Below are 15,830 nucleotides of genomic sequence, written 5' to 3' on the forward strand. Positions count from 1 at the left end.
GGATCAGCGGCCTTGATTCATGCGGTCTTTTACTGAGCGCCCTGCTTGTCCATCAGCGCTGCGAGCATTTCAAACTCTTCAGGCGTCAGGTCGGTCAGTGGGGTCCGTACCGGACCGGCGTCATAACCGGCGATTTTCGCGCCCGCTTTAACGATGCTCACCGCGTAACCCGATTTACGGTTACGGATGTCCAGGTAAGGCAGGAAGAAATCATCAATCAGCTTGCCAACGGTGGCGTGATCGTCACGGGCAATGGCGTGGTAGAAGTCCATCGCCATTTTCGGCAGGAAGTTGAACACCGCCGAGGAGTAGACCGGCACGCCCAGCGCCTTGTAGGCCGCGGCGTAGACTTCGGCGGTGGGCAAGCCACCCAGGTAGCTGAAACGGTCACCCAGGCGACGGCGGATCGACACCATCAACTCGATATCGCCCAGACCGTCTTTGTAACCAATCAGGTTCGGGCAGGTCTCAGCCAGACGTTCCAGCAGCGGCGCGGTCAGGCGGCAGACGTTACGGTTGTAAACGATCACGCCAATTTTCACCGATTTGCACACGGCTTCAACGTGGGCGGCAACACCGTCCTGGCTGGCTTCAGTCAAGTAGTGCGGCAGCAGCAGCAAGCCTTTGGCGCCCAGGCGCTCAGCTTCTTGAGCGTATTCGATGGCTTGACGGGTAGAACCACCGACACCGGCCAGGATTGGAACACTGGTCGCGCAGGTGTCTACGGCGGTCTTGATCACTTCGGAATATTCGCTGGCCGCCAGGGAGAAGAACTCACCGGTGCCGCCAGCGGCGAACAAGGCAGTGGCGCCATACGGGGCCAACCACTCAAGACGCTTGATATAGCCCGCGCGATGGAAATCGCCCTGAGCATTGAAATCGGTCACCGGGAATGACAGCAAACCGGAAGAGAGGATGGACTTCAGTTCTTGTGGATTCATTATGCGAACACCCTGGATAGCCAAATGTGGAAGAAAGCACATCAGTCTTAACCGATGTCGTACGTCATCGTACAACCGAAAATAAGATCACTCAAGAGGGATGTTCAGGAATTTGATTAGCGGGCGCGAAGGCCGATCAGCGGTCAGGGAAACTGCATCGACTCAAATGTAGGAGCTGCCGAAGGCTGCGATCACCCCGGGGTCGCGTCCGACGGGACCGGTTGCGACGGTTGATCGTGTGAAGGCCGTTCCGGCCTTATCGCAGCCTTCGGCAGCTCCTACATTGGAATTGTGACTTGCCTGCTAAGCTTGCTGCGACTCCGCCAGTTCATGGGCATGACGCAGGCGTTCGCGACTGTTAGTCAGGTGCAAGCGCATGGCGGCGCGGGCGGCGTCGGAGTCCTGGCGGGCGATGGCCTCGAAGATTTCTTCGTGCTCGCGGCTCAAACGGTTCATGTAGTGCTGCTGATCATCATGAGCCAGACGCGCCGAATTGAGCCGGGTCCGCGGAATGATGCTGGTGCCCAGGTGGGTCATGATGTCGACGAAGTAGCGGTTGCCGGTGGACAAGGCTATTTGCAAGTGGAACTGAAAGTCTGAAGCCACTGCATCGCCAGCCTGGGACGCGCTCTCAATCAGAGCATCCAGTGCTGAGCGCATCGCCGCGAGTTGCTCCGGGGTGCGACGCTGCGCTGCCAATCCGGCGGATTCAACCTCAAGGCTGATGCGTAACTCAAGAATCGCCAACACATCACGCAAGGTGACGATGGTCGCCGGATCAATTCGAAAGCCGCTCGGGCTCGGTGTGTCCAGCACGAAAGTGCCGATGCCATGCCGGGTTTCCACCAGACCGGATGCCTGCAAACGCGAGATCGCCTCGCGCACCACCGTTCGGCTCACGCCCTGCTCTTGCATGATCGCCGACTCGGTCGGCAACTTGTCTCCGCGCTTAAGTTGACCGCCACGAATCCGCTCGGAAAGTTCAGTGACCAGTTCCTGGGCAAGGCTGCGGTGCTTTCTGCGAACGCGAGGCGCAGGGCTCTGATTATCCATGTCGAACATATGTCTCAAGGCGACGAAAAAAACATGATAGCTCAACCGGGTTGTACGATAACACTCGTAACAACCCAGGAGGCTTCAGGCTATGGGTTTCAGGCAACCACTTCAGGATGAGGTTGCTCGCGCAATTGCCCATCGTCAATGCGCAGATACCGTCGATGGAAGCGTTTGAGGGTACTGCTGTGGCCGATACTGAGCAAGGTCACGCCTGGTAACTCGTCGATCAGCGCCTGGTACAGCGCCGCCTCATCTTCCTCGTCCATGGCTGAAGTGGCTTCATCCAGGTACAGCCAGCTAGGTGCATAGAGCAACGCGCGGGCGAAGGCCACACGCTGTTGTTCGCCTGGGGACAACATGCGTTGCCAGTGATCACTTTCATCCAGACGGGGTACCAGGTGCATCAGGCGACAGGTTTCAAGCACCTGAGCAAAGCGCTCGGCTGGGTACGTTTCGGGTGGCTGTGGATAACTTAACGCTTCGCACAGTGTGCCAATCGGCAAATAAGGACGTTGCGGCAAAAACAGATAACGCTCGGCGGGCAACTTTACGTTGCCCTGCCCATCGGTCCACAATCCACCCAACGCTCGCAGCAAGGTACTTTTGCCGCTGCCGGAACGACCGCTGAGCATGACCCGATCACCCCGAACGATGTTCAGGCTGGCGCCTGCCAACAGCTCACGGCCATCAGCCAGTTTCAGCGCCAGATTGTCGAAACGCAGGCCATCACCGTCCCGGTTCAGATTAATGGTTGAGGCATGCGCTTCATTGTCTGCCATGCCCTGCCGGAAGCTCAGCAATCGATCACACGTGGCGCGCCAGGAGGCAAGCGTGGTGTACGCATCAATGAACCAGCTGAAGTTCTCTTGCACGTTGCCGAATGCAGAGTTGATCTGCATCAGACCGCCCAGTTCGATAGCGCCGGAGAAATAACGCGGTGACGCCACGACGAACGCAAATACGGTGGCAATCTGCGAGTAGCCTGCCGTAAAGAAGGTCAGCCGTTTGGAGACCTTCATGATGTTCCAGTAGTTACTCCAGATCATGCCGAAGCGCGTACTCAACCGCTGATTTTCATTGGGTTCGCCATTGGAGAAGGCGATGCTTTCGGCATTTTCACGAACCCGCACCAGTGCAAAACGCAAATCGGCTTCGTAACGTTCTTGTTGGTTGCTCAGTTTGATCAGACGCTGCCCTATTTTGTGGGTCAGCCAACTGCCCACTACCGCATACAGAAGCGCGGCCCAAAACATGTAGCCGGGAATCGTGATGCCAAAGAACTCGATACTGCCCGACACGCCCCACAAGATGATCGAGAAAGACACCAGACTGACCACGGTCCGGATCAAACCCAGCGCCAGACTGAGGGTGCTGGAAGTGAAACTGTTGAGGTCTTCGGATAACCGTTGGTCAGGGTTATCGGTGTAGCCGTGTTGTTCCAACTGGTAGTAGTTTTTGTGGCTGAGCCATTTGGTAAAGTGCTGCTCGGTCAGCCAACGCCGCCAGCGGATGGTCAGCATTTGCGTCAGGTAGAGACGGTACACCGCACCGAGAATCGCCACCGTGGCGATCCCACAGAAATACAGAATCAGGTGGGTAAACGCCGCCAGGTCTTTCTCTTGCAGCGCGTTATAAAAATCTTTGTACCAACTGTTGATCATCACCGAGATCGCCACGCTGAACAGCGAAAGCGCGATCACGGAGACCAGCAGTAGCCAGGCCATGCCCTTTTCTTCACTGCGCCAGTACGGCGTTATCAGCTTCCAGACGCGGCGGAAAAACTCTCCTCGTACGGCGTCATTGACCGCAGAATACTCGGCGTTGCGATTCATTTTTCAAGCTCTATTGGGAAAGAGAACACGCGTGGGGCCGATCATAGATGATCGGCATGGTTCTTCGCGGCGTCCTGAAACATTCGTTCAGCAGTCGTTCAGCGCCGTACCGGTCGCTTCTGCAATTTACGCTGCAAGGTCCGGCGATGCATGCCCAGCGCCCGCGCTGTCGCCGAAATATTGCCTTCATGCTCAGTCAGTACGCGCTGGATATGCTCCCACTGCAGGCGATCCACCGACATCGGATTTTCCGGCACCAGCGTATCCAGATCCGCGTGCTCGGACAGCAAGGCCGCCAGCACATCATCGGCATCGGCCGGTTTGCACAGGTAGTTACAGGCGCCGCGCTTGATCGCTTCGACGGCGGTGGCGATGCTCGAATAGCCGGTGAGAATCACCACGCGCATTTCCGGATCGATTTCCAGCAGCTTGGGCAGCAGAACCAAACCGGAGTCGCCATTCATTTTCAGGTCCAGCGCGGCATATTCAGGCACGTCATTCAGGGCCAGGGCCAGCCCTTCTTCTGCAGAACCTGCGATGCTGACGCGGAAGCCCCGGCGGCTCATGGCCCGCGCCATCACGCGGGTGAAGGTGGCGTCATCGTCTACCAGCAATAAATGCGGCAGTTCTTCGCCTTCCACTTGGATCTCGTCACTCATGCTTGTCTCCTCGGGCGCCAAGGGGCAGGCGGAGCTCGGTGAGCGTCCCGCCTTCCTCATGACTGTAGAGTTTTACCGAGCCACCTGCGCGGGTCACGCTGGCCTTGCTCAAAAAGAGGCCCAGGCCAAAGCCTTTGCCTTTGGTGGTAAAGAACGGTTTGCCAATTTGTTCGGCGATAGCCGGCGGCACACCGGCACCGTGGTCACGAATACTGATGCAGATTTCTTCGGTATCCCAGTCCAGATGCACTTCCAGCCCTTCCGGGCAGGCATCGGCAGCGTTGTTCAGCAGATTGAGCAATGCCTGGGTCAGGTCCGGCGGCGGCGCCAGCCGTGGCACCGCACCCTGCCCCAGACGCTGGAAGCGATAGCTGGCTTCGGGGCGCATCAGGTGCCAGCGGTTAAGGGCTTCGTCCAGCCAACCGGTCACCTCCCGTTCATCCACTGCCAATCGCCGATTGGCTTCAGACGCGCGCACCAACTGTTGCAGGGTTAGCTTGCACTGCTGAACCTGCTCTTGCAGCACGCCGAGGTCCTCCTGCAACAGCGGGTCGCTATGGTCCTGGCGCATTTCCTTGATCAGTACACTCATGGTTGACAAGGGTGTACCCAATTCGTGGGCCGCGCCAGCCGCCTGGGTCGCGACCGCCAACAATTGTTGATCACGCAGGCCTTCCTCACGACGTTCTGAACGCAGTTGCTCCTGGCGCCTCAGCTCTTCGGCCATCCTTGCGGCAAAAAACGTTATGACCGCAGCCGCCAGGGCAAAGCTCAGCCACATGCCGTAGATCTGCATGTTCTCGCGGGCGATGGGAAAGGTGCCCATCGGATAGAACTGCACCAGCAACAGCGTGTAGCTGACCAGCGCCAAGCCCGAGAGCATCAGCGAGTACAGCCACGGCAAGGTCACCGCAGCAATGGTCAGCGGCACCAGGTAATAGGAAACAAACGGATTGGTCGAACCGCCGGAGAAATACAGCAGCACGCTGTGGATCAGCATGTCGAATGCCAGCTGCACGGCGTATTCCAGCTCGGTGACCGGCCACGACGTGCGCAGACGAATGGCCGTCATCATGCACAGCCCCATGGAGAACCCGAGGGTGATCGCCAATGGCAGCCACGGCAGCGGCAACAAGTCGAACAAATAGGCGATGCCCACCGAACCCGCTTGCGCGGCCAGTACCAACGTACGGATAACGGTCAGGCGCCACAGGTTCTGGCGTGTAGCTGAAAGCAGTTGAACGGGGGCGAGCATGAGCTCTCCTGATGAGCGCTGCAGGCGGATCGCAGCGAGTATAACCAAGCAAAGGTGAAAACAGCGAAAACTGTGTCAAAGCGCTACATATGCAGGGAAGGCCTCCGGCCTTTATTCGCAGGCAAGCCTGCTCCACACAGGCTGCACAGGGGTACTTGATCTTCTGTGGGAGCAGGCTTGCAACTACGCGTCCCGCTGCGAATCGGTTTCGAGGTGGTCGGAACCGGAATGGGCCCTCAACAGTCTGATGGTTTTCCGCCTGACGGTTCGTTAACAAGGAGTTTTTATGTTCAGCCTTCGCCCCACTGCCGCCTTCTTCGCCCTTGGCGCTGCCACGCTTGCCAGTCTGCCTGCGTTGGCTGAGGAGGTTCATTACAACCAGGTTTCCGTACGCGCCGAGGTCAGCCAGGAAGTCCAGCGCGACTTGATGATGGTGACGCTTTATAGCGAAGCGCAGGACCAAGACCCGGCCAAACTGGCTGCGCAGATCACTGAGACCATGAACAAGGCCATCGGCCAGGCGCGCCAGGTCAAGGACATCACCCTCCGTCAGGGCAGCCGCAACAGCTACCCGATCTACGATGACAAGGGTCAGAAGATCACCGGATGGCGCGAACGCTCCGAATTGCGCCTGGAAAGTGCTGACTTTGCCGCCCTGTCCAAGCTGACCGGTGAACTGCTGGAAGAGTTGAAAATGGGCGGCATGGACTTCTCCATCGCCCCACCCACGCGCAAAGCCAGCGAAGACGCCCTGCTTAAGGACGCCGTTGCAGCCTTCAAAAACCGCGCACAACTGGTGACCGATGCCCTGGGTGGCAAAAGTTACAAGCTGGTCAACCTGAACCTCAATACGTCGGGTTATCCACAGCCATACCCGCGTGCGCCAGTCATGATGATGAAAGCCGCCCGCGCCGACGCAGCACCCGCGCTGGAAGTCGAAGCCGGGACTAGCCAGGTCAGTGTCAACGCTGATGGCGTGATCGAAGTATTGATGCAGTGATTCAACGCTGACACTCATCAGCGTCACAAAAGCTCTGCCTTCCATTGGCGGGGCTTTTTGCGCCGGAAAAGTCCTACCGCCCGCCGCGCCCGCCGCCGACAGCCCTGAATCTGAAATCCCGCCATAGTCGCCGCTTTCGGTAAATACGAAGGACTGCGCGTGACGTCGACTACTGCAAAAAGACCTCCATTTGCTTTTCCTGATGCTTTCCTCTGGCAGCAACGCGTCGGTTTTTCGAACCCTGATCACAACCACTCCAGCGCTGAGCAGGTCGGGAGCCAGCCATGACCGATTTCATGACCCCACGCGGCCACATGGCCATCCTGGTCGCCCAATCCAAAAGCGCCACGCCCTTCGGCGAAGTCGGCGTTTGCCCACTGATGCAAACAACCCTTCACCTGCTGCCGGTACGTTACGGCCTGGTTGAAGACGGTCTCGATCCGAGCGCTGATCTGGCGATGCCTTATAAACTGCAAACCCGCCCCTTGGGTCTGCGCATGCTGCGTGACGGTTATCTGTACGTGATCGACAGCGCCACTGGCATGCTGAGTGAATACAGCATCAAAGACGGCTCGCTGGAGTACTGGCTGTTCACCGGCAAGGCGTTCAAAGCGCATCGCCCGCCCCTGGGCGATCCCCCCGAAATGATCTTCTCCCGGCGCAGCGTGCTGCATGTCGCCTACTCGGAGGTGCAGTGGACCGTCGCCAAGTGTCGGCAAGTGCTCGATAGCGCCACCGAGCGCGAACACTTTATGCAGCGCATCGACCTGACGCCGGTCAACAGCGAACACATCGTCGCGCCACTGCTGCATGAGCGGCACGCGAAGAAATGGCTGGCCGAGGTGGCGCGGGATCATGACGCCCCTCATCAAGGCCTTACCCCTGAAGAAAACATCCCGTACCTGTGGGAGCACCCACCGCTGTTTCGTCAGACCTTGATCGAGGAACTGACCAGCCAGGTCAGCGATGATCACAAAAGCGACTTCCTGTTTCTCGTCGTACGCGACGATATCGGCGTAATGCGCGACCTGGCGAACTATCAGGACAAGGTGGTGGGCTGGATCGATGACTGGGCCCGCAGCGGTCGGGAGGAAGGCCACACCGAGCGTGATTACTTGCTGGGCTGCTACATCGAATCGCTGAGCCAGATCAGTGCCGCCAACCTCAGCGAGATGGCCAAGAGCACCGATGACCCTGCGCTCAAGGCGTTATTGCTTGATCTTGAAAAGCTGCCCGAACCTCAGCGCGGGGAAACGCGGCAGGCGTTGCTGGAGGTGCTGAACCTTGATCCGGTTGCCCATCCGCTGCCAGACGCTTCCGATTCGGATCTGCCAGCCGACCTCAAGGCCCAGCTAAAAAACATCCAGGCCAGACCTGCGCGAACTTATGGCTACATGGTCAACGAACTGAAAAAAACCGTCGAGCTGTATTACCTCAAGCAAAAACTCGCCACCGCCGATCCTGAGTTTATCGCCACCCACTGGCAAACCCTGGTCAAGCTGCACCGGGAACAGGATAAACGGCTAAGAGACCTGCTGTACGGCGCCCGCTGGGGCCAGCGCGGAATCAACGACCTGATCGACCGTCCGCGCATGGACGTTTTTCTCAAGGAACAACGCCCCAAGCTCGCGCATTGGAACGCCCTGCTTGATCGCATCACCTACGACCGACTGGAGATGCTGACCCACAACCGCTTCCACCGCGCCGCCTGGTATTACGACACCCACGATCTGGAGCAGATCGATCACGCCTTGCTCACCCAATACGACTGCTTGAAAGACCTGTGCCGCAGTGACACCGCCAACGACAAGATCCTCGTCTGGCTGAATAACAATGCGCAGCAGAGCCGCGCACTGTTTTTTACCTTGCCGCTGAGCGTGCAGACCGAACTGGCCGCACAATTCGCCTTGCTCACCAACGCCGGCTGGCTGCTGATCAAAGACGCGCCGGAGTGGACAGAGAAGCTGAAAACGCTGTTTGCCGGCCATCTGCCGGACATCGAGACCCTGCCCAACCCCACCCAAGTCAATGCCACCGCCGCCTGGGGCACCCTCGCCCCCGCCGTGCAATGGGGCGTGCAACAAGGGCTGCACGATTTCATGCAGGCCTTGGACAAAGGCCAGATGCCGGACATCGAGGCACTGTTTCGCTACCTGCCCAAAACCTTCGGGGTTTCGTTGCTCGACGCGGCACGGCGCGAGAAGGTCAGTTTTCAAATAGCCGATGCCGATGACCTGAAAGCCTTGGGTGAGACGGTCAAGGAGGTGCAGGCGAAACGTAGATACCTGCGTTCCCTGAACAACAATGCCCGTCGCTATCGTGCGGAAAAAGATCACTGGCTGGCTCAAGAGTTGGAAAACCAGCGGCCTGAGACTCAACAGAAACTTAACGTTCTGGAAGAGCGACTGGCCCGAATGCTGAGCCCGATTCGTGAACTGCCAGAGGGCGCGGTGCATCTGCAAACAGCGACGGCCGGCACGCCGGGGTTGGCGTTGGTGTTTCCTCCCGAGCAGCAGGCGCAGGTACGCTCGTTGCTGGATAACTACCGGCAAGGAGTGAGGGCTGCGCCTACAGCGGGGTTGTTGGGGGATGGGGCTGGGCTGTTGGTGTTTGCGGCGCAGTTGGTGAATTTTGTGCAGGTGATGAAAGAGACGTTTGCACAGTCGGATAAAAAAACATCCTGGACACCTTTTATAAGCAGCGTTTCGGCAACTTTCGCAGCTGGTTTTGGCGCTGCACAGGGAATAGCCGATACCGCACTCGGTGCTCACGCATCCCAACTGGGCAAAAACCTAAAAGCGGCTGAGCTGAAAGGCGTACATGTGCAGATGGGGAAACTGCATATTGGTCTGGGCCTCGTTGGCTACTTTGCGGGCGCAGTTTCCGCCCTGATCAACCTGAATGTTTCACACCATAACTGGCTCGACGCCACTCGCGAGGGTAATGCGGGGGCTCAGGCAGGGGCAGCTCTGAGCATGACAGGGAACAGCGCCTCTTTTCTGAATAATGCTTACGGTTTGCGACAAAGCGGTATGGCATTGAAAGACGTTCTGACCGTTATTGGGCAACCCCAAGCTCGCGCAACCGCTTGGGCGGTGGCGGGACCTCGTTTGGCAACGGTATTTTTCCGTTTCAACGTAGCCGGTATCCTGATTACTGCGCTGGAGCTGTCGGGCACCTGGTTTTACAACCGCTATAACCTCAGTCGCCATGATCGATGGCTGCAAACTACTCCCTGGAGTCAGGATCCAGATCGACGTTTGTCGCTGCCATTAAGCGAGTACCAAAAAAGTCTGCACGTTCAGGTCAAGTCCCCAAAAATCGTAGTATGGCCCGAGCAACCCGATAGTCAGGGCACCCTGTCCGCGACGCGAATACTGCTGCACCTGCCCACCACCTCCAGCGCCGATTTGATGAAACCTTTTGGCAACAGCAAAGCCAAAACCGCGCTCAGGATAGGCGGCTATGAAGTCCGCACTCACACCACGCGAGTCAACCCCGTTGAACGCTGGACTGTTGCGACTGACGCATTGATCCAAAAACTGCAGATCAAACAAGCGACACCCCTGGTTCTGGAGTTTGAGGCACCCACTCGCGAGTATCGCCCCACCGCCACCGAGCGCGACGAGTTGGTGGTGACCGTTGAACTCGGAGACTTTAGCCCCGAGGATGGCGTTTACTTACTCAACGTTTATCAATTCCGCGTACCTCTCAACGGCCAAGGCGGTGAGATCGCTGATAAGAACCTTGAACCTCAAGGGGAGAAATGCACTTTTTACCTGATTGATCCCCTCCACCTGCCACAGGAGGACGACTGATATGGCTAAACAGCCCCCTGACGCGCCGCCACCAATCAGTCGTGAACCGTATGCAGGGATGATCGAAAACTTCCCCAGCGGCCAAGTTATTTATCTGGCCCCCGTTCCTTTGCCCACTGACAGGCCAGCTCAGGATTACGGCAATGCCGTGGGTGAAGTAAATGAGAGCCATATGGATTTTGGGCTCGGGTTGCCTACAGTTTTTGGTTGGCAAGTAGCAGTAGGAGGACCACTTGCTTGTTTTTTCCTATATGCCTTTTTTGCTCCATTAATTATTATTTTTATGGGAATGACACTTGGTAAGGGCTTTGCAGACTCAATAGACTTCGCGCTGGACTTTCTTCCTTCCGGCTTGCAAATAGGTGCTTGGGGCGGCGGCGCTGTCCTTCTGATGTTCCTAACAATCACCTTCAACCACCTCGCAAAATACGAAACCCTCGTCCCCACCCGCTTCAACCGCCAACGCCGCGAAGTCTGTTTCGTCCCGGCCGGCCAGACCGAACCGATCTTCGTCCCCTGGGAATCCCTCTCCGCGTGGGTCGTCCAGGCCCGAGGTGTTACTCAATATGGCCTGAACATCCAGTACGCCATGGGCCTCGGCTTTTACCACCCGCCTCACGATCAGCAATACACCCTGGAATTTCACTGCGCCGGTTTTGAGTTGGCCATCTGCAACTGGGAAGCCATTCGCGCGTACATGGAATACGAAGTCCACACCCTCAAGGAAATCCAGGACCCGCTCGACCTGCAAGGCCCCGACGATCCGCCACACGAAGGGCTGCACACCTTCTACAACGCCCGTGAGCGCATGCGCCGTCGGCGTAAAGCAGGGGAAGTGGGCTGGGGTTATCCGTTCTGGTGGTACCTGTACCACGTCATGACCCTCTGGACGTTGCCCAATCACCTCACCGAATGGGAAATCCGCCGCATCAAAAACATGGGCCGCGCCGCCGTGCCCGAGGCGATGCAGGCATGGTCCGCCCCGCTGCCGGAAGCTGAGTGGGTCAAGCCCAGCGAGAAGTTGCAACGCATGAGCAAAATGGTCAAAGATCTGCGCCAGCAAGAGCCGCAAGTCTCGTTGATTCAACACTTCGTTGAAGTACAGATCGCTGAAGCGAAACGAGAGTTTCAAGGAGAGGAAGGCGATGACGCCCTGATTGATCCCCTCCTCCTGCCACAGGAGGACGACTGATATGGCTAAAGCCTCCGTTGACGCGCCTCCACCAATCAGTCGTGAACCGTATGCCGGGATGATCGAAAACTTCCCCAGCGGCCAGGTTATTTATCTGGCCCCCGCTCCTCTACCCACCGACAGCCTGGCTCAGGACTACGGGAATGCAGTGGGCGGAGTGAATGAAGTTCATATGGACTTCGGGCTAGGAATGCCTACTGTATTTGGTTGGCAGATAACTCTAGGAGGGCCATTTACTTGCTTTTGTTTGTCTGCTTTTTTCATGCCTATTATTTTTGCATTTACGGGCTTGGTGATTGGCGGAACGTTTGAAGAAGCAATGATATTTTTAATAGAGCCATTCCCTATACTCCTCAAGATAGGTGCTTGGGGCGGAGGCGCTGTTCTTCTGATGTTCCTTATAATCACCTTCAACCACCTCGCCAAATACGAAACCCTGGTCCCCACCCGCTTCAACCGCCAGCGCCGTGAAGTCTGTTTCGTCCCGGCCGGTCAAACCGAACCGATCTTTGTCCCCTGGGAATCCCTCTCCGCGTGGGTCGTCCAGGCGCGAGGTGTTACTCAATACGGCCTGAACATCCAATACGCCATGGGCCTCGGCTTTTACCACCCGCCTCACGATCAGCAATACACCCTGGAGTTTCACTGCGCCGGTTTTGAGTTGGCCATCTGCAACTGGGAAGCCATTCGCGCGTACATGGAGTACGAAGTCCACACCCTCAAGGAAATCCAGGACCCGCTCGACCTGCAAGGCCCCGACGATCCGCCGCATGAAGGGCTGCACACGTTCTACAACGCCCGCGAACGCATGCGCCGTCGGCGTAAAGCAGGGGAAGTGGGCTGGGGTTATCCGTTCTGGTGGTACCTGTACCACGTCATGAGCCTATGGACCCTGCCCAACCACCTCACCGAATGGGAAATTCGCCGCATCAAAAGCATGGGCCGCGCCGCCGTGCCCGAGGCGATGCAGGCATGGTCCGCTCCGCTGCCAGAAGCTGAATGGGCAGAACCCAGCGAGAAGCTGCAACGCATGAGCAAAATGGTCATGGACCTGCGCCAGCAAGAGCCGCAGGTCTCGTTGATTCAGCACTTCGTTGAAGTGCAGATCGCTGAAGCGAAACGAGAGAATCAAGAAAAGGACAGCGATGACGCCCTGATTGATCCCCTCCACCTGCCACAGGAAGACGACTGATATGGCTAAACCGCGCCTTAACTCGCCTCCACCAATCAGTCGTGAACCGTATGCCGGGATGATCGAAAACTTCCCCAGCGGTCAGGTTATTTATCTGGCCCCCGCTCCTTTGCCCACCGACAGGCCGGCTCAGGACTATGGCAATGCTGTAGGTGAGGTGAACGACGCCTACATGGGTTTTGGATTGGGTTTACCGGCAGTGTTCAGTTGGCAAATGATGATTGGCGGTCCATTCAATTGTTTCTTTATGACTGCATTTCTGATGCCTTTGTTGGTTGGGATAATAGTTATTGGCCTTGGCGGAGATTTGAAAGAGGCCACCCAATTCACATTGGGCATGATGCCTACTGCATTTCAAATTGGAGCTTGGGGCGGAGGCGCTGTTCTTCTGATGTTCCTTATAATCACCTTCAACCACCTCGCCAAATACGAAACCCTCGTCCCCACCCGCTTCAACCGCCAACGCCGTGAAGTTTGCTTCGTTCCAGCAGGTCAAACCGAACCGATCTTCGTCCCCTGGGAATCACTCTCCGCGTGGGTCGTCCAGGCCCGAGGCGTTACTCAATACGGCCTGAACATCCAATACGCCATGGGCCTCGGTTTTTACCACCCGCCTCACGATCAGCAATACACCCTGGAATTTCACTGCGCCGGTTTTGAGTTGGCCATCTGCAATTGGGAGGCGATTCGCGCGTACATGGAATACGAAGTTCACACCCTCAAGGAAATTCAGGACCCGCTCGACCTGCAAGGCCCCGACGATCCTCCGCATGAAGGGGTGCACACGTTCTACAACGCCCGCGAACGCATGCGCCGTCGGCGCAAGGCTGGCGAAGTGGGCTGGGGTTATCCGTTCTGGTGGTACCTGTACCACGTCATGAGCCTATGGACCCTGCCCAACCACCTCACCGAATGGGAAATTCGCCGCATCAAAAGCATGGGCCGCGCCGCCGTGCCCGAGGCCATGCAGGCATGGTCAGCTCCGCTACCGGAAGCTGAATGGGCCAAGCCCAGCGAGAAATTGCGGCGCATGAGCCGAATGGTCATGGACCTGCGCCAAAAGGAGCCGCCGGTCTCGTTGATTCAGCACTTCGTTGAAGTGCAGATCGCTGAAGCGAAACGCGTATGACGCTCCGCGATTCTCGCCCCGAGGATGGCTTTTATCTACTCAGCGTTTATCGTGTCTATCCACATCGCCGGATCATTCTGGACGACGCGTTTGCATCACTTTCTCGAGGCCACTATGGACAAGACCGCCTTCAAACCCCTGCTCCTCGCCGTCGCGCTACTGGCCTGCACGCCTGTCGTCCAAGCCGCCAGCACCCTGGTGTACTGCTCGGAAGCCAGCCCTGCGGGTTTCGATCCGAGCCAATACACCAGTGGCACTGATTTCGATGCGTCGGCTGAAACCGTGTTCAATCGGCTGACGCAATTCGAGCGCGGCAGTACTGAAGTCGAGCCGGGGCTGGCCACCCGCTGGGAGGTGTCCAGCGATGGCCTGAGTTATACCTTCCACCTACGCGAGAACGTTAAATTCCACACAACCGATTACTTCACACCCACTCGGGACTTCAACGCCGACGACGTGTTGTTCACCTTTGATCGCTTGCTCGACCCGAATCATCCGTTTCGCAAGGCTTACCCATCGGAGTCGCCGTACTTCAACGACATGGGCCTGAACACCACGATCAAGAGCGTCGACAAGATTGACCAGTACACCGTGCGCTTCAGCCTGAACAACGTCGACGCGGCCTTTATTCAGAACCTGGCCATGAGCTTCGCCTCAATCCAGTCCGCCGAATACGCCGCGCAATTGCTCAAGGAAGAACGGGCTGCCGACATCAACCAAAAACCCATCGGCACTGGGCCTTTCGTGTTCAAGCGTTATCAAAAAGACTCGCAAATCCGCTACAGCGCCAACCCGACGTATTGGAAGCCGGAGGACGTGAAGCTCGACAATCTGATTTTTTCGATCAATAGCGATGCCGCGGTACGCCTGCAAAAACTCAAGACCGGAGAATGCCAGGTCAGCGGTTACCCGCGCCCGCAAGACATCGAACTGATGGAAAAAGACCCAAACATCAAGGTGCTCAGCCAGCCCGGTTTCAACCTCGGTTTTCTGGCTTATAACGTCACTCACAAACCGCTGGATCAGCTCAAGGTGCGCCAGGCGCTGGACATGGCCATCGATAAGCCGGCAATCATCAAGGCGGTTTACCAAAGCGCCGGACAACTCGCGCAAAACGCCATGCCACCCAACCAGTGGAGTTACGACCCTACGATCAAGGACGCGCCCTACGATCCGACCAAGGCCAGGCAATTGCTCAAGGAAGCGGGGATCGCGCCCGGCACCGAAATCAACCTGTGGGCCATGACCGTGCAGCGGGCGTCGAACCCAAATGCGCGCATGTCAGCGCAGATGATCCAGGCCGATTGGGCAAAGATAGGGATCAAGGCCAACATCGTCAGCTACGAATGGGGTGAGTACATCAAGCGCGCCAAAAACGGCGAGCACGACGTGATGATTTATGGCTGGACCGGCGACAACGGTGACCCTGACAACTGGCTCGGCGTGCTCTATAGCTGCGCGGCGGTCAATGGCAGCAACTTCGCCAAGTGGTGCGATCCGGCCTACGACAAGCTGGTGCAGCAGGCCAAATTGACCCCTGATCGCGCCGAGCGGATCAGGCTTTATCAGCAGGCCCAGCACATTCTCAAGGAGCAAGTGCCGATTACTCCGATTGCCAACTCCAAGGTATTTCAGCCGCTGCGCAAAGAAGTACAAGGCTTCAAGTTAAGCCCGTTTGGCCTGACGCCGTTCTACGGTGTCAGCCTAAAAAAATAGCCATCAGTAACACTCTCGCGCTAACCGGGTGCATTTCACC

The 15,830-nt window shown here is 57.4% G+C and carries 11 protein-coding genes; 6 read left to right on the forward strand and 5 right to left on the reverse strand.

Annotation, left to right across the window (positions count from 1 at the left end; translation table 11 throughout):
- Positions 1-29: 29 nt before the first annotated feature.
- The 5 genes from kdgD to AC1ME2_RS09585 all read right to left on the reverse strand — a co-directional run bounded on the left by kdgD (position 30) and on the right by AC1ME2_RS09585 (position 5,743).
- Positions 30-941 carry a 5-dehydro-4-deoxyglucarate dehydratase gene (kdgD, locus tag AC1ME2_RS09565; RefSeq protein WP_480440692.1) on the reverse strand — a complete coding sequence of 304 codons (912 nt, stop codon included), beginning with the start codon at positions 939-941 and terminating at the stop codon, positions 30-32.
- A 303-nt stretch (positions 942-1,244) separates the two neighbouring features.
- Positions 1,245-1,994 (reverse strand): FadR/GntR family transcriptional regulator, encoded by a 750-nt coding sequence (locus AC1ME2_RS09570; RefSeq protein WP_480440693.1) that lies wholly within the window; start codon positions 1,992-1,994, stop codon positions 1,245-1,247.
- A 98-nt stretch (positions 1,995-2,092) separates the two neighbouring features.
- The gene (locus AC1ME2_RS09575) at positions 2,093-3,829 is read right to left on the reverse strand and encodes an ABC transporter ATP-binding protein/permease (RefSeq protein ID WP_480440695.1); all 1,737 of its coding nucleotides are present in this window, start codon (positions 3,827-3,829) and stop codon (positions 2,093-2,095) included.
- A gap of 98 nt (positions 3,830-3,927) precedes the next feature.
- Positions 3,928-4,488, reverse strand: a complete 561-nt coding sequence (locus tag AC1ME2_RS09580) for a response regulator transcription factor (protein ID WP_480440697.1) — start codon at positions 4,486-4,488, stop codon at positions 3,928-3,930.
- Positions 4,481-5,743 carry an ATP-binding protein gene (locus AC1ME2_RS09585; protein ID WP_480440699.1) on the reverse strand — a complete coding sequence of 421 codons (1,263 nt, stop codon included), beginning with the start codon at positions 5,741-5,743 and terminating at the stop codon, positions 4,481-4,483. Before AC1ME2_RS09585 ends, AC1ME2_RS09580 begins: the two co-directional genes overlap by 8 nt.
- Positions 5,744-6,029: 286 nt before the next feature.
- On the opposite strand from AC1ME2_RS09585, the gene AC1ME2_RS09590 reads away from it, so the two are divergent.
- From AC1ME2_RS09590 to AC1ME2_RS09615, 6 genes are all read left to right on the forward strand, one after another.
- The gene (locus tag AC1ME2_RS09590) at positions 6,030-6,743 is read left to right on the forward strand and encodes an SIMPL domain-containing protein (RefSeq protein WP_480440700.1); all 714 of its coding nucleotides are present in this window, start codon (positions 6,030-6,032) and stop codon (positions 6,741-6,743) included.
- A gap of 284 nt (positions 6,744-7,027) precedes the next feature.
- Positions 7,028-10,561 carry a toxin VasX gene (locus AC1ME2_RS09595; RefSeq protein ID WP_480440702.1) on the forward strand — a complete coding sequence of 1,178 codons (3,534 nt, stop codon included), beginning with the start codon at positions 7,028-7,030 and terminating at the stop codon, positions 10,559-10,561.
- Positions 10,562-10,952: 391 nt separating this feature from the next.
- Positions 10,953-11,753: a hypothetical protein gene (locus AC1ME2_RS09600; protein ID WP_480440704.1), complete on the forward strand. Its 801-nt coding sequence runs from the start codon at positions 10,953-10,955 to the stop codon at positions 11,751-11,753.
- A 391-nt stretch (positions 11,754-12,144) separates the two neighbouring features.
- On the forward strand, positions 12,145-12,945 hold the full coding sequence (locus AC1ME2_RS09605; protein ID WP_480440706.1) for a hypothetical protein: 801 nt from the start codon (positions 12,145-12,147) through the stop codon (positions 12,943-12,945).
- Between the two features lies 1 nt (position 12,946).
- On the forward strand, positions 12,947-14,074 hold the full coding sequence (locus AC1ME2_RS09610; protein WP_480440707.1) for a hypothetical protein: 1,128 nt from the start codon (positions 12,947-12,949) through the stop codon (positions 14,072-14,074).
- Positions 14,075-14,188: 114 nt separating this feature from the next.
- On the forward strand, positions 14,189-15,790 hold the full coding sequence (locus AC1ME2_RS09615) for an ABC transporter substrate-binding protein (protein WP_480442065.1): 1,602 nt from the start codon (positions 14,189-14,191) through the stop codon (positions 15,788-15,790).
- Positions 15,791-15,830: the final 40 nt, after the last annotated feature.

The organism is Pseudomonas sp. ASL9 (assembly GCF_056680335.1).